The sequence below is a fragment of the Psychrobacter sp. T6-6 genome (assembly GCF_052258185.1).
GTDB lineage: Bacteria > Pseudomonadota > Gammaproteobacteria > Pseudomonadales > Moraxellaceae > Psychrobacter.
The window spans coordinates 1-23,462 of record NZ_JBQQEX010000015.1; the positions used below are offsets into that span (position 1 = coordinate 1).

At 41.6% G+C, this 23,462-nt stretch carries 21 protein-coding genes; 17 read left to right on the forward strand and 4 right to left on the reverse strand.

Annotated features, from left to right (window positions below):
* The first annotated feature begins 464 nt into the window (after positions 1–464).
* Positions 465–689, forward strand: a complete 225-nt coding sequence (locus ACTXGL_RS13615; RefSeq protein ID WP_025652654.1) for a helix-turn-helix domain-containing protein — start codon at positions 465–467, stop codon at positions 687–689.
* A 156-nt stretch (positions 690–845) separates the two neighbouring features.
* Complete coding sequence (locus tag ACTXGL_RS13620) at positions 846–1,121, forward strand: hypothetical protein (RefSeq protein WP_443527263.1); 276 nt, start codon at positions 846–848, stop codon at positions 1,119–1,121.
* 320 nt (positions 1,122–1,441) lie between these two features.
* On the opposite strand, the gene ACTXGL_RS13625 is transcribed toward ACTXGL_RS13620, so the two are convergent.
* Positions 1,442–2,398: a hypothetical protein gene (locus tag ACTXGL_RS13625; RefSeq protein WP_443527264.1), complete on the reverse strand. Its 957-nt coding sequence runs from the start codon at positions 2,396–2,398 to the stop codon at positions 1,442–1,444.
* A 25-nt stretch (positions 2,399–2,423) separates the two neighbouring features.
* Positions 2,424–5,072 carry a MobA/MobL family protein gene (locus tag ACTXGL_RS13630; protein ID WP_443527265.1) on the reverse strand — a complete coding sequence of 883 codons (2,649 nt, stop codon included), beginning with the start codon at positions 5,070–5,072 and terminating at the stop codon, positions 2,424–2,426.
* Between the two features lie 263 nt (positions 5,073–5,335).
* Here ACTXGL_RS13630 and ACTXGL_RS13635 point away from each other — a divergent pair, with 263 nt between their 5' ends.
* From ACTXGL_RS13635 to ACTXGL_RS13670, 8 genes are all read left to right on the forward strand, one after another.
* The gene (locus ACTXGL_RS13635) at positions 5,336–5,677 is read left to right on the forward strand and encodes a hypothetical protein (RefSeq protein ID WP_114701936.1); all 342 of its coding nucleotides are present in this window, start codon (positions 5,336–5,338) and stop codon (positions 5,675–5,677) included.
* Positions 5,678–5,881: 204 nt separating this feature from the next.
* The gene (locus tag ACTXGL_RS13640; protein WP_162799535.1) at positions 5,882–6,052 is read left to right on the forward strand and encodes a hypothetical protein; all 171 of its coding nucleotides are present in this window, start codon (positions 5,882–5,884) and stop codon (positions 6,050–6,052) included.
* A gap of 327 nt (positions 6,053–6,379) precedes the next feature.
* Entirely contained in the window at positions 6,380–7,336 is a 957-nt protein-coding gene (locus ACTXGL_RS13645) for a replication initiation protein (protein WP_058368520.1), read from the forward strand.
* Between the two features lie 83 nt (positions 7,337–7,419).
* Positions 7,420–7,647 carry a type II toxin-antitoxin system RelB/DinJ family antitoxin gene (locus ACTXGL_RS13650; RefSeq protein ID WP_114701935.1) on the forward strand — a complete coding sequence of 76 codons (228 nt, stop codon included), beginning with the start codon at positions 7,420–7,422 and terminating at the stop codon, positions 7,645–7,647.
* A gap of 18 nt (positions 7,648–7,665) precedes the next feature.
* On the forward strand, positions 7,666–7,929 hold the full coding sequence (locus ACTXGL_RS13655) for a BrnT family toxin (RefSeq protein ID WP_226949371.1): 264 nt from the start codon (positions 7,666–7,668) through the stop codon (positions 7,927–7,929).
* A complete protein-coding gene (locus ACTXGL_RS13660; protein ID WP_156410068.1) occupies positions 7,916–8,080 on the forward strand; it encodes a hypothetical protein in 165 nt (54 codons plus the stop codon). The genes ACTXGL_RS13655 and ACTXGL_RS13660 overlap by 14 nt, the downstream gene beginning before the upstream one ends.
* A gap of 258 nt (positions 8,081–8,338) precedes the next feature.
* A complete protein-coding gene (locus ACTXGL_RS13665; RefSeq protein ID WP_114701934.1) occupies positions 8,339–9,340 on the forward strand; it encodes a DNA-binding protein in 1,002 nt (333 codons plus the stop codon).
* 1,429 nt (positions 9,341–10,769) lie between these two features.
* On the forward strand, positions 10,770–11,696 hold the full coding sequence (locus ACTXGL_RS13670) for a cation diffusion facilitator family transporter (RefSeq protein WP_114701933.1): 927 nt from the start codon (positions 10,770–10,772) through the stop codon (positions 11,694–11,696).
* Positions 11,697–11,882: 186 nt separating this feature from the next.
* Here the strand turns inward: ACTXGL_RS13670 and lnt are convergent, their stop codons facing one another.
* Positions 11,883–13,451, reverse strand: coding sequence for an apolipoprotein N-acyltransferase (gene lnt, locus ACTXGL_RS13675; protein ID WP_068039556.1), 1,569 nt, complete (start codon positions 13,449–13,451; stop codon positions 11,883–11,885).
* A gap of 239 nt (positions 13,452–13,690) precedes the next feature.
* Here lnt and ACTXGL_RS13680 point away from each other — a divergent pair, with 239 nt between their 5' ends.
* Both ACTXGL_RS13680 and ACTXGL_RS13685 read left to right on the forward strand, forming a co-directional pair.
* Entirely contained in the window at positions 13,691–14,335 is a 645-nt protein-coding gene (locus tag ACTXGL_RS13680) for a DUF411 domain-containing protein (RefSeq protein WP_082787298.1), read from the forward strand.
* 796 nt (positions 14,336–15,131) lie between these two features.
* Positions 15,132–15,854 carry a CHAP domain-containing protein gene (locus ACTXGL_RS13685; protein WP_057758750.1) on the forward strand — a complete coding sequence of 241 codons (723 nt, stop codon included), beginning with the start codon at positions 15,132–15,134 and terminating at the stop codon, positions 15,852–15,854.
* A 147-nt stretch (positions 15,855–16,001) separates the two neighbouring features.
* Here the strand turns inward: ACTXGL_RS13685 and cadR are convergent, their stop codons facing one another.
* On the reverse strand, positions 16,002–16,412 hold the full coding sequence (gene cadR / locus ACTXGL_RS13690; RefSeq protein ID WP_007394845.1) for a Cd(II)/Pb(II)-responsive transcriptional regulator: 411 nt from the start codon (positions 16,410–16,412) through the stop codon (positions 16,002–16,004).
* Between the two features lie 142 nt (positions 16,413–16,554).
* Between cadR and ACTXGL_RS13695 the strand changes: the two genes are divergently transcribed.
* The 5 genes from ACTXGL_RS13695 (at position 16,555) to ccmI (ending at position 23,432) form a co-directional block, all read left to right on the forward strand.
* Positions 16,555–18,756 (forward strand): heavy metal translocating P-type ATPase, encoded by a 2,202-nt coding sequence (locus tag ACTXGL_RS13695; RefSeq protein ID WP_102083145.1) that lies wholly within the window; start codon positions 16,555–16,557, stop codon positions 18,754–18,756.
* A 121-nt stretch (positions 18,757–18,877) separates the two neighbouring features.
* Positions 18,878–20,926: a heme lyase CcmF/NrfE family subunit gene (locus ACTXGL_RS13700; protein WP_114701930.1), complete on the forward strand. Its 2,049-nt coding sequence runs from the start codon at positions 18,878–18,880 to the stop codon at positions 20,924–20,926.
* Positions 20,927–21,589, forward strand: a complete 663-nt coding sequence (locus tag ACTXGL_RS13705; RefSeq protein WP_114701929.1) for a DsbE family thiol:disulfide interchange protein — start codon at positions 20,927–20,929, stop codon at positions 21,587–21,589.
* 83 nt (positions 21,590–21,672) lie between these two features.
* Positions 21,673–22,155, forward strand: coding sequence for a cytochrome c-type biogenesis protein (locus ACTXGL_RS13710; protein WP_371532842.1), 483 nt, complete (start codon positions 21,673–21,675; stop codon positions 22,153–22,155).
* The gene (gene ccmI / locus ACTXGL_RS13715) at positions 22,152–23,432 is read left to right on the forward strand and encodes a c-type cytochrome biogenesis protein CcmI (RefSeq protein WP_114701928.1); all 1,281 of its coding nucleotides are present in this window, start codon (positions 22,152–22,154) and stop codon (positions 23,430–23,432) included. The genes ACTXGL_RS13710 and ccmI overlap by 4 nt, the downstream gene beginning before the upstream one ends.
* Positions 23,433–23,462: the final 30 nt, after the last annotated feature.

Consider the following 23,462-nt stretch of genomic DNA (forward strand, 5'->3'; position numbering starts at 1 on the left):
TATATAAGTATATAAGTATATAAGTATATAAGTATATAAGTATATAAGTATATAAGTATATAAGTATATAAGTATATAAGTATATAAGTATATAAGTATATAAGTATATAAGTATATAAGTATATAAGTATATAAGTATATAAGTATATAAGTATATAAGTATATAAGTATATAAGTATATAAGTATATAAGTATATAAGTATATAAGTATAACTAAAAATGTACGTCACATCACTATTAATAGCAATACTTCGTAGTCAAAATAGCATCGCCTTTTCTAACTAGCGTATATCCATCATGATAGACGTTCTGTATTAAAGACAGCATAACAAACTGCCTACTACTAGGTAAATTGCCGCCATTGAATATCAATTTGAGCTACTAAAAGGAATACGTTAGCCGCTCATATTCGTTATAATCCGCTCACCAATCAAAAACCACTAATCGTTAATGAGGAAACCACTATGGTGAAGTGTCACTTATCGACCATCATGGGCGAAAGACGCCTTAAAATTGCCGATGTCGCAAGGGATACTGGCATCAATCGTGGCACCATTACTCGCATGTATCATGAAGAAGCCACCCGAGTTGACCTAGATGTCATCGAGTCTTTATGCACGTATCTTAGAATCAATGTTGGTGATTTATATGAAATCATAAATGAGGACAGCAGCGAATCACCTGAGTGAACACCCTTACTCATAAGACATTATCACCTTTAGACGTATAAAAAGACCTCTAGAAGGTTATTTTCTCTTGTAATAGATTAAAATGTATGTATAATTTGACCTGTAGTAAGTCATTTTACTCTTTATTAACGTATAGTAATCTACAGGAGAATGCCCATGAACAATGATTTAACGCGGCTCAATAGCTGCATATGGTTTAGTGAACAGACTAAAGCTTTAGCCTCTCAGCTGTTATTCAGCTTACAAGTACAGCAAGGCGTACAGTTAGCATCATTACTTGGTGTGGACGCTATTCTTTATAATGATGAAGCGGTTTATGTCTGGGTACAACGACAGCTAGATGACGGTCTTATCGTTGACGACTACACTTTAAGCATCCTTAAAACTGCTTTTATTGATTTGGTCACAGCTAACACGGACCAAGTAGCATAACTGTTTTAGCTGGTATTCGCAGATATCTTGTTCGACAAGAAACAATAATCCTTAAAGCCAGATAAATTTTCATTATCTGGCTTTTTTCTGATATGGGCATAAAAATTTAACAGAAGCTATATTAATGGCTTTTTAATATAGACAAAGATAACGGCAGTCAAACAAAAGTTTTTTTAGTCTTATATTTTCTAAAAGACTTATTCTTTACTAGATTTATCAGCTGCCAGTATCTAGCCTAAGAATGCCCTTACAATTATCTACGCCACTATAAGTCTATAAAAGCCTCTTTGGGCAGTATGGTTCACTATTACCATAAACCTTTACTCAGTCGGTTTCGCGCGCGTCAACCCAGCTATTTTATAATAAACAAAGCCTTTTTCATCTCTCAAAACGCTTTTACTGTCTGCTCTGACGCACCAGCTGATCACATCAGGCTGCTCTTTATTAACATCACAAGCCAAAATAAACTGCGCACTTTGAGCATTATTAAAGGCCTGTTTCCAACCCGTTTCAAGCTCATCGATGCCGCGCTGTAGCTCTGCTTGCTGCTGTCTCATTTCTGCAATCTCATCAAAGCTTGGCACATACCAAAAGATCAGGGCCACAAGGCTTATTATCACAGCTGCCATACAGGCGGCGGCCACTGCTGCTATCCTTTTAATACTCATGGACTCAATAGACTTGTAAATCTTATCCAAGTCTTTTTCAGCCTCCTCTTTTACTTCTCCAATCCGCTTTTTTGTAGCGGTCTCAAGCGCCTCAATATCGGTAATAATCTGCTTATGACCAGCTTGGTACTGATTGGTAAAGAGTGCAAGACTGTCCGCACTAGCGCCAAGCTTATCAGCCACCGCTTGCATGGTAATCACTTGCGCCTCTATGCTGGCGTTTTTAGCAGTGACGACCGCCTGTACAGCCGTATCAATCTGCTGTTTCATATCGGTGATGATACCCGCTATTTTGTCATCATAACGACGCGGCATTTCAGTGTCAGTAAAGGTGGTCACTGCCGCTTGAAGCTGCTTTAATATAAGTTCTTGATACTGACTCAATGCCTTCGAGGCACTGCTTGCGCTACCATCCAGCTTTTGAGTAACTGAAGTCATCTCATCTATCTTGGTATCGATACGGCTAAGAGAGTGATCAAGGCGCGTTGCCACTACATCGTCAGCTTGTCCAATCAGTGCTCGCAGAGCTTCGATCACAGGTTTGAGTCTGGTCACGAGATTAATAAGCTCGTCGTGAATGTCCTGCTCATTGCTATTGTCTTTATTCATGGGATGCTCATTATCATAATGCCGCCTAAAATGGACGTGGTGATGGGTAGCGGCGTGTTTGTGCTTGTTCATGCGCTTGGATAGCGCTCTTCGTTTTTTGCAAATGATCTGTCACGGTTTGCGTGAGCGTTGCCGCATCTATGGTGATAGCAGGAACGTGCTCAAAGCGCTCATTGATCTGGGTTAATACCTCGACCTTATCTTGATTGTCAGGCAAGCGCTCAAGCTGTTGCCACAGCGATGTTGCTGCCTTCTGCACCTGCGTTGCAATTTTTTTGGCATCGGTGTCTCGTAAACTCTTTTGTAGTGTCGTAAAGCTGTCAGCGCGTTTTAGAGTGGTGAATATAAATGCTTGTGCGGCAACCGCCTCAGCCGCGTTGATCACTTCGATCGGTGCATCAACGGCCTTAAAATCAAGGGCATCAACGCGGTCACGCACCCGTACCACTAAATTGTCAAATCGATCTCGATATGCTTTGGTCTCATTGATTCGCTGACGCTTAAGAGATGCCTGCTGCCGTCTCTGTTGTAAAGCTACTCGCCGCCTGGTTAAAGCCTCCTCTCGTGCGCGCTCAGCCTCTTCCTTAAGCTTTGCTTGCTCATGTGCTTTATTGAGCTGGTGGTGAAGCACCATCGTACGGTTGCGCCAGTCATCAAGCCGATCTGCGTTCAATTGAGTGGTCTTGGTACGGGTAATCTCATCGTATAGGTCATCATCTTGCACAATCACAGCTTCACTTTGATCCAGTAAGGCGATACGCTGCTCATAAAACGGCGACAGGCGCTGATAGGTTTTTTGACTGGTATTAATTTGCTGCTTTAACTGTTTGATGTCTTCATTATTTGTGGTCTTAAACGCTTTAACATCAGCGGTCAATGCCGTTAAACGAGTGTAAGCATCCGCGTCTACCTCTACTGCTTTTAACGTACTGAGCGCCTCACGCTCTTTTTCAAGGTATTTAAAGCGCTCAACATCCAGATCTGCAAATGCAGCAAACTTATGATAAGTGTCCATGTTATTGGTGATATCTATCTCTTGTAGATCCGCAAACGCTTGATCCCACTGTAAGGATAAGTCGGATTTTTCAATATCAATCTCATCAAGTGCTTTAAAGCCAGTCGCCAGTTTATTCAGCTTTGCGGCAAATGGTTTTAGGGTGGCCTTTAACCCTTTGTAGTCAGCAACGACTTCATTATTAAGCGGGATCAGCTTTTTTAGCACCGCTTTATTGTTCAGCACCGTTTTATCAATCTGTGACAGCTGCTCTTCAAGACGGCTAACAGCGCGGCCTGTTTGTAGGGTATCATCTTGTCTAAACTGCTCAACCAACGCTAAAGCCTCATTTAGAGCCTCGCTTTTCTCTTTTGTGTTTATTTGCTTGGTAAGCTCAATCATTTTTTGGCGGGACGTGCTGTAATCCTGTCCCACCTCTTCGGTGAACCTCGGTGTGCTTTTAATATTTTTGTCAATAGTGATGGTCTGTTTAGACTGGTGTGCTAACTCTTCATGCAGCCTATCAATGGTTGAGAATAAGGCGCTGCGTACCATCTTTTTTTGACTCACAAAGTTGGCTGAGATTGCTAAAAGCTCATCAAGTGCGTGATCATTGGCCGCATCACTATGCGTCTGACTGTTATTTTTAGGAATAGCGGGTTCAAGTTTAGCGGCAGGATCTACAAAGCGGATGTTACTGAGCTCAATTCGCGCAAAGGGTTTACGCTTTTTATAATGTATTGTGACGCCGTTAACCTCTTGTTCATTGCTTTCTAGGTCAATACGTCCCTTGTCGTCGTACTCAATTACTAAACCATTTTTTTCAATGTAAGCATTGATCTCATCAATCGTCTCGTTGTACTCGTGAATCACTGAACGATTGCCTGTGAGAATATCCTTATATAGTGATTTACCCAGTTTCATTTTTGGCAAACGATTGATGCCCAGCTCACGGTAGGATTTCTCACTAATGGTTTTATTCTTAGGCAGTAGCTCATTGGCCATATCCGCCCAAAGGGTGCGTTGATATTTAAGCTCATCGCCGCGTCCGTTTAACCCCTTAGATAACCGCTCCTCCGTTGACCACTGCAACCAATTCTTGCGTGCTGATAAAGCATAACCCTCAACATCCGCTACTATCTCACGGCTTGAGAGTAAAATATGGGCATGAAAGTTACGACTGGTCAGCTCAACCACTTCAACCTCCCCCACATGTTTCTCGTGACTGTGGGGCCGATGAATGGCTACATCGACAAGCACGTTATAGCGATCAGATAAGGTTTGAGCGTAGCGCTCGGCCAAAACTATACGCTGATCAGCGGTGATCCCATCAGGAAACATCACATCAATCTCAGTACCCAATTGAGCGTTTTTACGAGTCTCAATGCGTTCGATATCATTCCAAAAACCCTCACGTGTCACTGCTAGATCCCCAGCAAGAGTTGGCGTTATCAACGCCGTATGCATCACATTTTTCTCAATAACTTGCGTGTATTTAGTACCATCACTGTCCACTAAATTTAAGATTTTGTCTTTAGCTTTACTGGTGTAATCGTGGACGACTCCTGACTGCTCATCAATCAGTTTTGAGCCAGAATTATAAGCCGACTTTGCCACCACGCTATGATTTTTCGCCTTACTAACGGCGCTAACTGACAGATGAAAACCTTTATTATTCATAGCAAAAAAACCCAATATTGAGTGATGATTTTTTGGGGGTTGTAGGGGGTTCGCCCCCTGCCGGACGACGGAGTTTATGTAAAAAAAATAGCGCCCCTTGTGGGCCTTTTTTACATAAACTCCTAAGTTCGCTCTTAACAGAGGGTTAAAATACTACTGCGCCCACGAAACGAAGTGGTCTTGTGTATTTTACTACCTTGCATACCTGTATATGTACTGCTAGGATCAACTCTATCATAGTTGGCTAAAAAAAGGATGAGGTAATGTCAGTAATATCAGATGATTTATTTGCAAATAAGATTAAGCAATTACAGGCTCTTAAAAAAGAGATTGATCAGGACAGGCTTGAAGCACATAAAATATTGGGGGAGTGGTTGGCCAACGCATTAGACGATGATGACAATCATGAACTGCAAGCTATTTTTTTAGATGCACACGATAATGAAAAATATGTCCGTTTGAAAAAGCACCGTGAGTTTTTAAAGTCAATTGCTCATAAGATGCAAGGTGAGGCTAAGATGGTATCAAGCAGTTTTACTTCACATGAAGACAATCAAGATAGTGAGTACGGTTCATTGTTTGATGACGATTCAGCAGCTCAATAACTGTTACTGTTAGCAATAGCCTATTCATCAGTACAACTGAATCGTCTTCTAATTAGCGAAATGCTAGAAGACGATTTTTAGCTGTTTTAAGCGTTTTAAAATAGCTTTAGCTACCATCGTATCGAACAGAGCGTAGAACGCATATAAGAGTATTTTTTATGCGTTTTAGCAATGCTTTAAGATGTGTTTACAGAGGTGTCGATAATGACTATTGAAAATGAAGACAAGTTATCTACAAAAAATGAGACTGATACTGAGAGTATGAAAACAGCGTTGGCCAGAATGACAGATGAAGACATTCAAAATATCTTTGACCGTGCTTTTGAAGATTTTCAAAGATCAAAGCTTAATCCGAACTATGAGAATAAAGATTGATACCGAGTAAATTGACCATAGCGTTTTGAGCTACTGAACAGTTCTATAAGTGATTGGTCGCTCATATTATCATCTCAAATCCGTCAGTTCTTGAGCTTTTTTCCTATTATTTAATATAAAAACATATTTTTTACTTTTAAAGATTTTTAAAGACTTTTAGGAAGCTCTCAGACCTTACCAGTTAAGGGCTTCAAGATCTATAAAGCTACAATCAGCTAGGTTAATGCTACAATCAGCTAGGTTAAAAGCTACAATCAGCTAGGTTAAAAGCTACAATCAGCAGGTATTATGCTACAATTAGATAGATTTGAGTATTAAGGCGTAGATATGACTAACCAAGTTGGTTTATATGAGAAGAAATACCCTGCAAATTGGGTTGTTATGCAAAATCGTATTCTACAAGCGTTTTATGAAATGACACTTGATGAAAAACGGTTGCTGTTGCTTGCTAGTTCAGTAGTGCGTTTGATAGATGCCACTGAAAAAGACACTATAGAGATAACCGCGAAAGCATTTGCAGAGGCTTGCAACATTCAAGTGGATTCTGCTTATACTCAATTAAAAGATGCTAGTGAAACGATGATGAGGCGATTTTTTAGCTATAGAAATGAACGCGGTAGCCGTGTCAATGTACAGTGGGTCATCAGATCAATATATGAAGATGGCTATGTGTCTCTATGTTTTACAGATGAAGTGCTACTGATGTTGAAGGTTTTTGATGAAAATAATCCATTCACTAAATATAAAAAAGAAGATGTACTTAAACTGAAGGGTGAATATTCAATAGATATATACCATCTGGCCAAAAAACATGAGGCAATGAGCTCGTGGACAATGTCACTTGAAGAAATTAGAGAGGAGCTAGCTCTTTCTAAATCTTACGAACGTATTAACAACCTAAAAAGTCGAGTCATCAACCCAAGCGTTGAAGAAATAACAGAAAAGTCAGATATTAAAATCACCTATGAAAACGTCAAACGTGGTCGTACCGTCACAGGACTAAAATTTAATGTAAAAGCTAAGCCCACCAAGAAAAAAAGTCTGGAGGACTTAAATCAGAATAATGAGAATAGAGATATACCATCCTTAACAGTCAAACAGATCGACCGTTTTGCGCCTCTATTGGCTAACTATGCCCCATTTGGTAGCTATGCGCCTTCAGGAAAAAGTACCCAAGAAGTGATCAGCTGGTTACACACTCAATTAAGAGATGAAGCTTTTTTAAAGACCCATAAAAAGCATTTGCTGGCGGTAGGTTATACGTTCCCTAAGCAAAAATCATAGCAAAGAAAAAAGAGTGATTAATCTGGTACTGTCTATACAAATGGTTTATATTATATGTACACAGATAAGCCATTTGTAATGCCATGACGACAACTAATTATAATATCAGGCTCGATCAAGAGCTAAAAGAAAATGCTTTTGCCGTGTTTGAAAGCTATGGTCTAACGCCGTCTCAAGCGATTAAATTGTTCTTGACCCAAGTGGCGCAAACCAATCAAGTACCGCTATCTTTTGAATACCAGAAAGTAACAGCTGTCAGTCAAGATGAATTGCTAATCTATAAAGAGCATACTGACAGAGAGAACAGATAAGTATTAGATTTGAATGGGATGAACAAAAAAAACACCAATCAGCGTAAGCACCGTTTATTATTTGAGGCAGCCGCCCGAGTTTTTCTAGACCTTTTATGCCTGCGTCAGCAAGACAGGTATGAAAATGATGAAAAGCAGTGGCAAGCGCTGGGTACAGTAGACGGTACCGCCGTCCTATTGGTAGCCCATACGCAAACAGAAATAGATAATGGTGAGGTTATACGCATTATCTCAGCTAGACGTGTCAAAAAAATGAAAGGGAGCCAGTGTGAACAAAGTTAGTTATCAAATAGACGAGCTACCACCACTAACGGCCAAGCAACAAGTAGATTTAGAGCATTTAGCAACGCTTAATGATGACGACATTGATCTATCAGACATTCCAGAAGTCACCGACTGGTCAGGTGTTAGCCGTGGCAGTATTAAACCATAAGCGTTCTTTACTGAGGCCAGTATCATTGCCAAATTTAAGGATAAAACCAAGCAAACAGGCGCTAATCATTAATAAATGATAGTAATGCGCTAGAAGAGTACTTAACTGATCGTTAGCCCTAATCTAATGATTGTGACCTCAAGATTACTTGAGGTTTTTTTAAGCCTTATATTGTAGTATGTTGTATATTGTATTATACTATATAAAAAATACTACAAACGCTACATATTTACTCATACAAAATTAAGGACAATAATTATGGCCATTACTACACAGCAAATTCATGCTATTGCTGATCAACTGCACGAACAAGGTATCAAACCTACTTTAGCCGAAGTGCGTAAGGCGCTGGGTGGTGGATCATTCACGACCATCAGTGAAGCTATGAAGTCTTGGCGTCAGGATAACCAACAAGAAGAGCAGCTAAGACAGGTTGAGCTACCAAGTGGTATCACTGAACGCTTACAAACGCTTGGTGCGGATATGTGGCAGACGGCCATTGATATTGCCAATGATCGTCTGGTTAAAGAACGGGAGGCTCTAGAGAGTATTAAGGCCAAGTCGCAAGCTGAGACAGATGAGGCTCAAGAAGCGGTTAAGACCCTAGAGAGTGAGCAGGCTGATTTGTTAGAACAGCTCGATGAGGTCACAGCAACTGCAGAGGCAACGGCTATCACCGCGGCTCAAGTGACTGCTGAACGGGATGTGCTGACACAGACACTCAGCGATACTCAGCACCAGCTAGAACTTGAACGAGCTAAAACAGTGGCAGCTCAGGCCCAACTTGGTGACCTGCGTAGCAGTTTTGATCAGCAATCAAAAGAGCTGAGTGCCAACATATCGAAGGTGGCCACGCTTGAAGCCACTGCTAATAGCGATAAAGCAGAGATCGCGCGTCTGCAAACAGAACTGACAGCAACTAAGGATGAGCTAAAGACAGTCGTTATTGAGCGCAACGAGATAACGAATCTTACAGCAGAAGTGAAAGGAGAGTTAAAGGCCATAATCGCTGAACGTGATAAGTTATCAGGGATTAATGAGCAGCTTACTCAAAAGCAAGCTAAGATTGAAGCAGATCATCAGCTACTGATTAAGCAACACGACACGTTAAATCATGAGAGAACTTTGCTTAGTACTGAGCACACTGCATTGAGTGAGCAGTATGATGAGCTTTCAATTAACTATCAATCAGAACAGGAAAAGAGTAGCTCATTGACTGCAGAGATTGAAAAGATGCGAGAGACAATTAACAATAAATAAGTCAATCCCGTTCTATTCACACTAAGCTTATGAATCCACCATGACAATATCGACTCACTGAATAAATGATGGTTGTATAATAAATATTCTAAATTTTTCTCTGAACTCTCATAGTATATAGCCTAGTGGGCTATATACTACTTAAATTAGCCTAAGTGAATTTATGCTGATTTTGGAGCCTTGAGCAGATTTCAAGGAACACTCACCCTAAAGCAATTATGAGTATAATAAAAATACTCACAAACACTTTAGTGCATTCCTTGAATTTGATGTGATTAGTCATGCCGACTTCATCGCCCATCGCGTCATCAAGACCGTATCACTGTATCAAGCTACGGCTGTTATGATTACGGCTGATAGCACCGCCTAGACACGCTCATAACCGCTACTGTGCTGTCATACGCTAGCAAGGGCGTTCGCCCAATATACCGCTACGATATGCACAAGTAACCACTCATTGCGTTGCTCTGATCCTTTGTCTAGTCACCCCTGTAGGGAGCTCACCCTTATGTCAAACGCAGTCGTCACCGAGGCCTGCCACCCATTTGACGGGTAACGGGTACAGAGAGAGCAGCACGAAAATGTAACGAGCGAACAAGCAGTTTTTAAAATGTATAGCAAATAGAGTTGATATGAAAGCAGATTTTGGATAAAATGCACCTATACGGGCATTTAATGCTGTTCAAATAACGCAGTCTGTGTGCTTATTTGTTCGTTACAGGGTGCGTCAACACACTGTAACCGTTATCTACATTTAAAACTAAATGCCTCTGGGAGTCAACTCCCAGAGGCATTTTTTTATTTGTCATACAGATTAGGTTTTTAATATCTGATTCTTCGTTAGATTGCTTAGGCTTTTCTTGTCGTCATTTAGCGTAAGCATTTCAATTATTTTGAAGTTAGCACTTAGTACATCCTCACAAGACGTTAAGTTTCTGACAATACTGGGATAGTTTACTATGAAGACCGGCTTAGTCGTCAGATGCAAGGTTTTACACGCGCTGTTAAGAAGCGGTAAATCATCTTTCTGAGAGAATACGATAATGAAAAGACAAACCTACACTCCTGAGATTAAAGAACGCGCCGTTCGTATGCTGATTGAAGCATTAAACGATTACACCTTTATGTGGTCATGTCATAAAAAGCACACTAATGAAACTATACTAACCAACATTCAAGACTAAGCTACACATACTAAAGAGCTTGAACATGAGAACAAGAAGCTTACGTAAGCCAGTTAGATTACAGTAAAATCCGCTTTTTTCGCCCAAGGAGAGATAGGACACACAATCAAGTTGTGGCTCAGTTTATTGATAAAAATAAGTGGGTCTACGGTATTAGAGCAATATTGACTGTGCAATATAGAAAATATGCAATAAACTTATTTTCTACCTTTAATAAAATGCAGCAACCTAAACAAGGGTAAATTATGAGTAATTCAGATAACCACAGTCATCAAGCTCCAGACCCTAAAAATATGAATAAAGCTTTTTATATTGGGATTGGTCTAAATTCTGCATTTACGCTCATCGAGTTTATAGTGGGCTACTCAACTAATTCATTAGCTTTAATCGCAGACGCTAGCCACAACTTAAGTGATGTTGCCAGTTTAATAATCTCGTTAATTGGAATGAAATTAGCACAGAAAGCATCTACTACGCTTTATACCTATGGCTACAAAAAAGCTTCTATAATGGCGTCTCTTATTAACGCCATATTGTTAGTTACAATCGTTATAGGTATTGCGTATGAGGCCTTGGGTCGATTTGATACGATACCGGAAGTTGCAGGAAAAGTTATTATTATTACAGCTCTAATAGGTGTATTTATAAATACTGTTTCTGCTTTTGCATTCTACAAAGGTCAAAAAGACGATATTAATGTCAAAGGTGCTTTCTTGCATCTAATGGTAGATGCATTGGTCTCTGTAGGTGTCGTTATCTCGGGCATTATTATTTACTATACAAGTTGGAATATCGTTGATCCTCTAGTTAGCTTGATTATTTCAGTCGTTATACTGTTATCGACTTGGGGTCTACTAAAAGAGAGTATCAAGCTTGCTATCGACGGAGTACCTCAAAATGTTGATCTCAGTAAAATCACTGCTATCTTAGAGAGCTATAATTTTATTCAAAACTTTCATCATTTACATATCTGGGCTTTGAGTACCACTGAGAATGCTCTTACAGTTCATATTGTACCGAAGACCGATATAACGTTTGAAGAGACTATTACTATGAAAGAAAACATCAAGGAAGATTTGGCGCATCAGAATATACAACATGCAACTATTGAATTTGGTACTAAGGCAGATGACAATCAAAAATCGCGTGCATTAAATGAAAGTATCAACTAAAAGATGATAGACCGTATATAGCTATCTCTTTTTAAGTATGAGGCGCGTGCCTTATGTCAACATAATTTTTTCAATCAGTTCTTATGTGATCAATAGTTTAAAACTTTTATATTTACGTGCGTTAGGACGTTACCTAGAAAAAATAAAAAACTTACGCTGATTAAATTATTATGATTAAGTTTACTATTACCCTCGTCTTCTAAGTGTGGTTAGACCTTTGCCAAAATAGCTTATTAGTAATAACAGGGTTATTATTATCAAGATAGGATAATTTCCCATAAGCATAAAGGGCGTGTTACCAACCCGTGCCTGTATCTCACCACGTAGTACAGTACGCTCAAACTGCGGTGCGCGTTTTACAATACGACCTTTATGGTTAATGATAGCGGTAACACCAGTATTGGTCGCTCGAATAAACCAGCGCCCGTTCTCAAGCGCGCGCATTTGTACCATTTGCAAATGTTGCAATGGTCCTGCTGAAGTGCCAAACCAGGCATCGTTAGAGACGGTCAACAAAAAGTCAGTATCGATGGCATTTTTACGCGTGGTATCTGGATAAGCTACCTCATAACAGATAGCCGTCCCTATATTGTGTTCACGCACCTTTAGCGGTGACTGCTGATCACTACCACGACTATAGCTCTTAATATCCTGACTACCGGCCAAACTTGGGAAAATATCGAGCACGCCTTCAAATGGAATATACTCTCCAAAAGGCACTAGACGCTGCTTCTTGTATAGGCCTTCCGCTTCTACACCTCGAGCAATCACGCTATTGTAAAATGGGGGATACTTATCCGTACTGGCATTGAATGCCGCTTTATCCTTATAAGGGATACCAGTTATCCATGTCGTATTGGTCGCATTGGCCATTTCTATCATTTCACTAATAAAGCCCGCAGCCTCATCCTGAAACATCGGAATAGATGATTCAGGCCACACCACCACATCACGTCCCCACTCAGTGCGCGTTAACTTCGCATAAATCTTTAGCGTTTCTACTTGATATTGCGTCAGCCACTTTATATCTTGTGAAATATTACCTTGAATCAATGACACTGACAGATCAGGTGTGCCCTTAGGTTTTGTCCATTGCGGATTGACCAGCCATAATGATGTGCTAATGGCTAATAACAGTACAGAAACGACGGCATAACTACTGCGTCGAAGCAGTAGCTCTACTAAACTTGCAGCCAATAGTATGGCAACAAAAGAGACGGCAAAAACACCAGCAACGGGTGCTAAGGACGATAACCAATACTCTTCAGTAAATGCATAACCAACAAACAGCCACGGAAAGCCTGTGAATAACCAAGTTTTTAACCATTCTTGTAGCACCCAAAGAGCAGCAAATGAAAAGGGTTGTTTGCCTACCATACGGTTAAAGACTAGTGCTAAAAATCCATGAAACAGTCCCATACCGAGACCCATCAATCCAATCATAATCAATGCGAGCCACGTTGGAGTATCGCTATAATCATGGATGGCAGTATAGAGCCAAAAGCCGCCGACGCACCATAGCCCCATACCGTAAGCTTCACCGATAATAAAAGCGCGACGACCACTCATATTTGGTACCAACAGCGCATATAAAATCGCTGGTGACACTATTGCTAGCGGCCAGAACCCATGAGGCGCTAGCGCAAATAAAAAAATAGCCCCTGCAAGCCATGCTGCTACTAGCGTAAACCATAGCGGTAATTGATTTGAGTGAGTACTCAAACGCTTTTGTAGATTAATAGTAGACAGGCGCATCGCAAATTATCCAAAATTATGAGTTTTGAATTTTTAGTCAAAATCCAAAACTCGGATAGACCTGTTAATACTACAGGCAGCATTTCAAAATGAAAACTGCTTATGATACCAGTCCGCACTGCTCAATGGATAAATTTACGTACTCCGTTTGATGGGTTATTATGCTACATTACCAAACGATATGAAGTGTTACTTGACCTTCTATAGCTCACAATATCTACAGTACATGAGAGAGCACTATGACCCCCTTAAAAATAAAATCCAGTCTTATATTCAATCGTTATCTGTCTAAGGGGTTGCGTAGTACGTTAGTATTACTTGCCGCCTCATCACTATTTGCTTGTAGCCAACCGAGTAGTGGCGTATCTGATGCAAGCACAACATCGGCATCAACTGAAGATGTAGTGACTGTTCCGAAGACAGCTGAACCAAACGTTATAAATACTCCTATGATGACATCAGTAAGTAAACCAGACCTACTAAAAAACGTCTCAGCCACTGTCTATAAAGATGCCAATTGCGGCTGCTGTAAAGAATGGATAAGTCATGCAGAAGATAATGGTCTAAGTGCAACCGCGCAAGATGTTGCGGACTTAGCCGTATTTAAAGAGCGCTACAGCGTTCCAAATGAAATGCGTTCTTGCCATACTGTAGTCACTACTGATGGTTACGTCTTTGAAGGTCATGTACCCGCTAAATATATGGCGCAGTTTTTAGAAAATCCGCCAGTACAAGCTATGGGTCTTGCCGTACCTGGCATGCCTGTTGGTAGCCCGGGTATGGAGTATCAAAATAAATTCATGCCCTATCAGGTTATGCAACTCAATAAAGACGGGACGACCCAAGTTTATGCTGATATTGAATCGGTAGAGCAGCAATTATAGTGTGTTAGCAGTTAAGAATACTTTGATTATAGTGTTAGCGTTAAAAGCGAATGAAGCAAGTATAAGACTGTTCTATTGCTTATAAAATGATTCTTCATCAAAAAATTCATTAGCTATTGCGACTTTAAAATTAAAAATAACTTTGAATTTGTAACTTTTGATGACAATGTAAGCGGATTTATCGGTTATTAACCCTTAAAATAGATAAATAACTAAGGGTTAATACAAGAATATACAGGATGTATCGAAACAATTACGTAATATTACATAAGCCAGTAGGGAATTAACATCTATATTAATATTATAAATTATTATATTATCTTAATAATTAGTTAGACCCTATATAGGGTAATTACTTCATCCAATAGAAAAACGTCTGAGGGTTAAATCTAAATTATAGATTTAACCCTCAGACGTTTTTTTGCTTATAAAACAGTAGAAATTGTGGTCAATCTAGTCAGCTATATTCTGTACATGTTACACAAACTTACATTGTAAAATGTGGGATATTAGCAATTTTTTCGACATCAAAAAAGTATTTTTGGGGTTTTTAAGGGGGATGACAGGCTAAACAGCCTATGCTAAAGTCGGCTTTGTGTTTTGGTCAGCAGCTTGATTTGTAACAGCTTCGTAAGACTTCAATGAGCTGTGATCGCCAATAATCATTTTTTATATGAATAATATGCAGCAGAAGTATCAGTCACTATGACATATATATACTTGAGTTATTGAGATTTAATTGACTGCGCTGTTGTTGATAACAGACGATTTTGAATTAACCGTAGGTATTAGATTTATGAAACAGGCTTTATTGATTTTGTCAGTACTGGGTATGGGCATAGCACAAACGAGTGGTGCTGCTATCACAATCTCTCAAACAAATAATACCATCACCAATACTTCTGTGGCATCAAACTACGGTTCATCAAAAAACATCTATAGCACCAAAAGTGGTGCTTATGTTTCTAATAATGATGAAATTAGTCAAGCAATTAGCAACCTAAGTGCGCAGGCCAAGCAAAAAGAGAATCAGCTTTCATCATTAAACAGCCGCTTATACGCTGAAAAACAACAGCAGCAAGTCAATAAGGTTCCTGACAGCAATTCAGCCCCCGCTATCGCTGCTGCTCGCGCCTCAAAAGTGGCTTTATCTGGCAGCTCTGGATATTGTGCCCGTTACGTACGTAAAGCACTACAATCAGCTGGTTATGAATTTACACCCAATCCTTCAGCCTATCAGTACGCCACTCGTGGCACGCTTGATAAAGCAGGTTTTAGCAAAATCAGTAATGATATGCCAACCCAAGTAGGTGATGTTATTGTCTATGATCGCTCATCAAAGCGCCCGCATGGCCATATCCAAATATTTGATGGCGAAAATTGGATTTCTGATTTCCGTCAGAACAGCATCAGCCCATACAGTGGTGTCTATGCTTATACGACATGGCGCGATTCAAAATACGTGGATGACGCATCCGCATCAGATCGTAATATCTACCTTGCTATGAATGATAAATAAGACTTTCTAAGTCAGCACAACATAGTTGTTATTTCCTCCAACCCAGTAGTGATCTTAATATCATTGCTGGGTTTTTTTGTGCTTAACATCAGGGCGTATTTAACCTTTCATGATTTGATCCGTCAGAAATGAACACTACTGATATCATTACTCATGACAGGAGTTATCGACAAGCGCGTTTAAAATGCCACATGATGACGCTGGTGCACTACTTGCACATTTCTGGCGCAAAACGGTCAAGTGATGCTTTAAGTGCATCAGTTCTTCCATTCGTATTTCCACAGCATGAATGTGCTCATCTAGCAAGTTATTCACATCGCCGCAGTCCTTGTCAGGCGACTCCCAGTATTCAAGTAAGATTCGCACATCATCTAAAGCCATATCGAGCGTACGGCAATGTAGGATAAATTGTAGACGCTCAATGTGCTCTTCATTATATAAACGATAATTCCCTTCGCTACGAAAAGGCTCGGGTAATAAACGCTCTTTTTCATAATAGCGAATGGTTTCTACTGTGGCACCTGTGCGTTTAGCGAGCTCACCAATTTTGATTGTCATAACAACCTCTATGATTTAAATAATTAAAGTGGCTGTAAAGACTAGCGCTAGAGAAATTAAAATTACGAAACTGTAGATAAATAACCTTGACTCTAAAGCCACTATAGGGTTCATAATATCATTATTCAAAGGGTAAATTATTATGAAATATCATATTGAAGGTATGGACTGTGCCAGTTGCATCGGCAAGATTGAAACAGCTTTGAAACGTATGCCTGGGGTTTCTGATGTTCAGCTGAATTTCGCTACAGAAACGCTAGAGCTAAATTTAGCCCCTGGTGCGCCGACTCAGGCTAGTGATATCGAAAAAACAATCAAAAGCCTAGGGTTCGGCATCTCTGCCAATACTGGTCAACAAACTGTATCGGCTATTGATATTGACAGCGACAATCAGATGGCTCCGCAGGATAAGCAATGGTGGCAAACTCAAAAAGGCAAACAGGTTGTTGGCCTCGGTATTTTGATGGGCAGCGCTTATGCACTGTCACTACTGTTGCCCGCTTATGGGATATGGGTGTTTGCCATCGCTGTGATTGTAGGCGTTTTTCCATTTGCGCGCAAAGCCTTAGCACTGGCTAAAACAGGTTCATTCTTTTCAATTGAAACGCTGATGTCCGTCGCCGTGCTTGGCGCACTTATCATTGGTGAAGCTGAAGAGGCCGCAGCAGTTGTCTTTTTGTTCTCAATCGGTGAACTGTTTGAGAGTATCGCTGCTGATCGCGCTCGCGCTGGCATCAGAGCCTTATCATCGCTGGTTCCGAAAAGTGCAATTTTACTTGATGCTCAAGGTGGGCAGCGTAACGTTCCAGCGACTTCATTACAAGTGAATGACCTTGTGCTGGTGCGTCCTGGAGATAGGGTATCTGCTGATGGTTCCATTGTTCAAGGTGCGTCCAGCCTTGATGATTCGCCCGTGACGGGAGAGTCTGTTCCTGTTGCCAAGACGATGGGTGACAATGTATTTGCAGGGTCAATTAACATCGATGGTGTGCTCCAAGTGCGCGTAGAGAAGACAGCCGCCGATAACACCATTTCGCGCATTATTGAGCTGGTAGAGCAAGCCCAAGCCTCCAAAGCACCCACTGCCCGTTTTATTGAGAAATTCAGTCGCTATTACACACCGGCAGTGATGGCTATTGCCGCACTAATTATTATCATTCCACCGTTAGCCATGGGTGGAGATTGGTCGACTTGGTTGTATCGCGGTCTAGCACTGTTGCTGATTGCCTGTCCCTGTGCTCTTGTACTATCAACACCCGCTGCCATCGCCTCTGGTCTTGCTGTTGGTGCGCGCCGTGGCTTGCTGATCAAAGGCGGTAGTGCTTTAGAAACTATCGGCCAAGTGAAGACGGTCGCTTTTGACAAGACAGGCACTTTAACTGAAGGCAAACCACGCGTGACCGATGTTGTTGCCTTTACACAAGAGGACTCAAGTATTCAAGGTCAGAATTCTCAAGGTCAAGATGAGATATTGGCACTTTTTGCCAGTGTGGAGACTGGTTCTAGTCACCCACTTGCTGAAGCCATTGTCAGCCATGCTGAAGCCGCTAAAGTTGTTATACCTGTGGCTTCCAAAGCTTCTGCTACTGCGGGTAAAGCGGTACACGCAACTGTCGCGGAGCGCGCGCTAGCTATCGGTTCGCCTGTTTACGCAGCCGATGAGGCATTGATTTCATCCACACAACAGGCGCAAATTGAGGCGCTGCAAAATGAGGGTAAGACCGTCTCTGTTCTTTTCGATGAGCAAAACCGTGAAGTGCTTGGATTAATCGCGCTAAGAGACGAATTACGAGACGACGCTCATGAAGGTGTGGCTCAGCTCAAAGCGATGGGTGTGCGCTCCGTCATGCTAACAGGCGACAACCGCTTAACCGCTCAAGCACTTGCCAGTAATTTAGACGTGGAATGGGAAGCTGAGCTGTTGCCTGAGGACAAACTGCGCCTGCTTAACGAGATGAAGAACAACCGCAAAATAGCGATGGTTGGTGATGGTATTAACGATGCGCCAGCGCTAGCAACTGCCGATGTTGGCATCGCGATGGGTGGTGGTACCGATGTGGCCATTGAGACGGCCGATATCGCATTATTAAAAAGTCGTGTTACGGATATGGCTCATCTCATCGCACTTTCACGTGCCACCATGCGCAACATTCATCAGAACGTCATTTTCGCTTTGGGTCTCAAAGGCGTCTTTCTGATCACGACCGTATTCGGCATTACTGGACTATGGATTGCGGTTCTAGCTGATGCTGGAGCAACAGTGCTCGTTACTCTTAATGCGTTACGTTTACTGCGCTTTAAGGGAGCGCCTCCACTGGTAAATCCGCCTAAAGTAGTTAAATAAAACCCTTCGAAATCAATTAAAAACTAGAGATAGCAGCAGATTTCGGGGGTGGGTTCTAATAATAAAAATTCCACCGCCACAGTAAACTGCAACCGCATTAGAGTAAATAAGGTTAGACCGTATGTTGATTACAGAATTGGGCTATTTTGCCTTGCTTACCGCTTTTGTATTGGCGTTATTGCAGGTAATTCTGCCAACTATTGGTGTTATTCATAACCAAGTTGCTTGGCAACGACTAGCCCCTAGCTTAGCTTGGGCACAGTTTGCCGCCATGATAACGTCATTTGGCGCTTTGATAGCAGGTTTTTATTATAATGATTTTAGCCTCAGTTACGTCGCGCAGCATTCCAATACGCTGTTGCCTTGGTACTATAAGTTATCGGCGACATGGGGCGGACACGAGGGCTCTTTGCTGCTATGGATGACCATCATGGCCACATGGTGTGCACTGGTATCATACTTTAGTCGCGGCTTGCCGTTATCAATGCGTGCGCGGGTATTAGTTATTTTGGCCGGTGTACAGTTAATGATGCTAACGATGCTGATATTTACCTCGTCACCGTTTGAGCGTACCTTACCCAATCTAGCGGTCGATGGCGCTGATTTAAATCCTGTCCTACAAGATTTCGGTCTGATTATTCATCCGCCCATGTTATATATGGGCTATGTGGGTATGGTAGTACCTTTTGCATTTTGTATGGCGGCATTGTGGGAAGGGCGTTTAGATGCTGCTTGGACACGCTGGTCACGTCCATGGGCGCTCGCGGCTTGGGGGTTTTTGACCATTGGTATTGCACTGGGCTCGTGGTGGGCCTACTACGAGCTTGGCTGGGGCGGTTGGTGGTTTTGGGATCCGGTAGAGAATGCCTCGTTTATGCCTTGGCTTGTCGGCTTAGCATTGCTGCATTCATTAGCAGTCACTGAAAAGCGCGGGGTGTTTAAAGCATGGACCATTATGCTGGCTATTTTCGCCTTTGCCTTAAGCTTGCTTGGCACGTTCCTGGTACGCTCTGGAGTCCTTACCTCAGTGCATTCGTTTGCCGCTGATCCGACGCGTGGTTTGGTTATCTTAGCTATTCTTGGCATTATCATCGGTAGTGGTCTATTAATGTTTGCCGTTCGAGGTTGGCGTTTAACCGTTGAAAGTCAATATCAGCTGATTTCACGTGAGTCCTTTTTAGTGATCAACAACGCCATCATTTTGATTGCAACCTTAGTGGTGCTGCTCGGCACCCTTTACCCTATTATCGCTGATGCCTTTGGTTTAGGACAAGTGTCCGTTGGCCCTCCTTATTTTAATGCATTATTTGTACCTTTAACGTGGCTGTTATTAATAGCTATGGGTATGGGCTCAAATATTCGCTGGAAAAAAGACACCCGTCCACTACTGGGTATAGGCATGGTCATCGCCGTTAGTAGCTTAGTATTAGCTGCCATTATTACTTACTTTGTTAATCCATCGTCTATGCTTAATATTGGTGTGACTTTAGCCGTTAGCTTTTGGGCACTGCTATGGATGGCAGTTGATTTTAAAGATAAAACTAAGAATGCGCCTAATCTTTTTAACGGTTTGCGGCAGTTGCGTCTGAGCTATTGGGGTCAACAGACTGCTCATATTGGCGTATTGGTTGCTGTCATTGGCATAGCCTTTACTAGTAGCCTGAGTATTGAGCGTGACGTAGCAATGGGTATTGGCGATACAGTCAATGTTCAAGGTTACGATTTTGAAGTAACTGAATTTTTTGAAATAAAGGGTAGTAACTTTGATGCAACGCAAGCGCAAGTCGTGGTATCCAAAGACGGTCGTGAAGTGGCGAAACTGACTCCAGAAAAGCGTACTTATATTATCAGCACGATGCCAACGACTGAAGCCGCTATTGACCCCAGTCTTATGCGCGATGTTTATGTCGCACTGGGCGAACCTATTGCCGATGGTAGTAACCAATGGGCATTAAGGATTTATGTAAAACCATTAATTCGCTGGATTTGGTTAGGGGCAATTATCATGGCTCTAGGTGGATTAATTAGTATGCTTGATAAACGATACCGCATCAAAAAAGTTAAAGCTCCGTTGCTAGTTACTGGTAGTTTGGCTACTGATGGAGTCAATGAGGTAGCTATTGAGCAGGCAATCTCAGCATCGACGATGTCGACACTAAAGGAGAAATAAATGACTATGTCGAATAACACTCCTGAGCAAAAAGATAGCCAAAACAGTAAGCAGCGTAACCCAAAGGCAATGAAAAAAAAGCAGATGAAGCTATGGTTCTTAATTCCGCTTATCCTCTTTTTTGGTTTGGTAGTTATATTGTACATGCGCTTAGGTAAACCAACAGACATTGTGACCAATACCGCTCTTGAGCGTCCGGTTCCTGCCTTTGAGCTGCCGTTATTAGCAGATACTACCCGTACTATCACCAATAATAATTTGCCAGATAAGCCGTTTTTACTTAATGTTTGGGGCTCGTGGTGCCCAACTTGCATTATTGAGCATCCGTTTTTAATGCAACTAGAAGAGCGCGGCATTGATATCGTTGGTGTGAATTATAAGGATGAGATTGGTAATGCGCTCAGTTACTTAAACCAAGGCGGTGATCCATTTTCTATGTCTATTCAGGATTCATTGGGTCAGTTTGCTCTAGACTTAGGCATAACTGGTGCGCCCGAAACCTTTGTTGTGGATGGAGATGGCATCATTCGTCAGCATATTGTTGGTGAGATTAATGAAGCCAATTGGCAACAGCGTGTTAAGCCGTGCCTGACCGTACTTAATGAGGCTAATAAGAACAACGATAGTCCTGATCTCATTCAGGTTGAGGAGATGTGCAAATGAACGTTACTCGAATAAGAGCTCCTCAAATAAAACTCAATATAATTTTAAAACTAGCAAGCTTAATACTAGCGTGTCTGCTTAACATGACGGCAAACGCAGCTATTGACGTATACGATTTTGATTCACCACAGCAAGAAGCTCAGTATCGTGGATTAATAGAAGAGTTTCGCTGCCCAAAATGCCAAAATCAAAACCTTGCAGCCTCTGATGCACCGATTGCACAGGATCTAAAGCAAAAAGTCTATGATTTAATTAAAGATAGACGTAGTGATGCTGAAATACGCGCCTATATGCAAGAGCGCTACGGTGACTTTATTAGCTACAAGCCGCCTATGCGACCATCGACATGGATCCTATGGTTTTTTCCACCACTATTATTGCTCGTCTTAATTGTTGGTTGGTTTTGGCAAAGTAAACGCCGCCAAGTTGTCGCCCGTGGCCAAAACGGCGTTACAGTGAACAGTACTGCTGCCTTGACCTCTGCGGAAAAGGCTGAGCTTGATCGTCTATTATCGCAAGCTGAGAATGTCGACCACGATATTACTAGCATAGAGGACAAAAAATGACTCTATTTTCTACTTTTGGCTTATTTGTAGCTCTAAGCTTGCTGATTGCTCTTATATTTGCGCTAATTGCTATTATGCCATGGCTACGAGCACCGCGTTTGCAGTCCAAACCAATAGACAATCAACTGCTAGATATTAATGTTGCAGTATTTCGCGAACGTTTAGCTGAGCTACAAACAGATAAAGACAGCGGTACTATTAATAATAGCCATTATCAAAATCAAAAGCTGGAACTGGAGCGTCAGCTATTAGATGCGCAGCGTCAGATAACACCTATGGTCACCCCTGATGTCAAAAGCCGTTTAATTGTCGCAGCTTGGATCCCAATATTGGCTGCAATGGCGTACTTACTAATAGGCAATCGTACGCCCGTGTTTGATTTGTGGACAAGCGAGGACAAAGTAGGACAAGTGGCTGATGACCTATTGACGGCTAAGATTGATAAGCCACCAAAGTGGGCGACTGAAAACGGTCGTCAGTTGATTAGCGCTATGCAGACCAACGTCCATCGTAACGCTGATGATCCTAATCGCTGGATGCGCCTATCTGAACTTTTCTTATCGATGGAGGCGACTGACTCTGCGTTAGAAGCCTTATCGCGTGCCTATCGTTTAGCACCTGATAACGAGGAGATTGCTACTACTTATGCTCAGACTAGTTTTTTTGTTAATGAAGGTCAGTTAGACGCCAATATTCGCCGTCTATTACAAGCTATATTAGCTAAGAATCCGCAGCATGAACGGGCTCAAATGCTCATGGCAATGGGTGAGACTCGTAGTAGTAACTTTGCCCAAGCGCAAGGTTGGATTAAACGCTTACAAGGCAGCATTGTGGCCAAACCAGGTGATCATACTAAAGCTTTAGCAAGCTTAGATGAGTTAAGCAACTACGTTAGCACGCAAGAAAAGCAAGCGCTAGAAGGTATTGACGTGACAGTGAAAATTAACGCTAATTTATTACCGTTAGTGAAAGCTGATGATGTGTTGTTTGTTGCGATACGTGACGTTAAAGGAGGTCCACCGTTTGCCGCCAAACGTTTACCCATTAGTATTATCAAGCAAGGTGAGGCTAGTATCCGCTTAAGTAATCTTGATGCGATGATGCCAGATCGCACGTTAAATTCAGCTCGTAGTGACAAAACTCAGTTAGCAGTCGTTGCTCGTATTAGTCATAGCGGTAATGCCATAGCAGAATCAGGCGACTTATCGGGTAATCCTATAATGATTAGCGTTGAACAGACTCAGGTTAATGTTGAAATCAATCAACAGATTCCCTAATAAAAAATTATTACCGTAAGTTTCATAAAA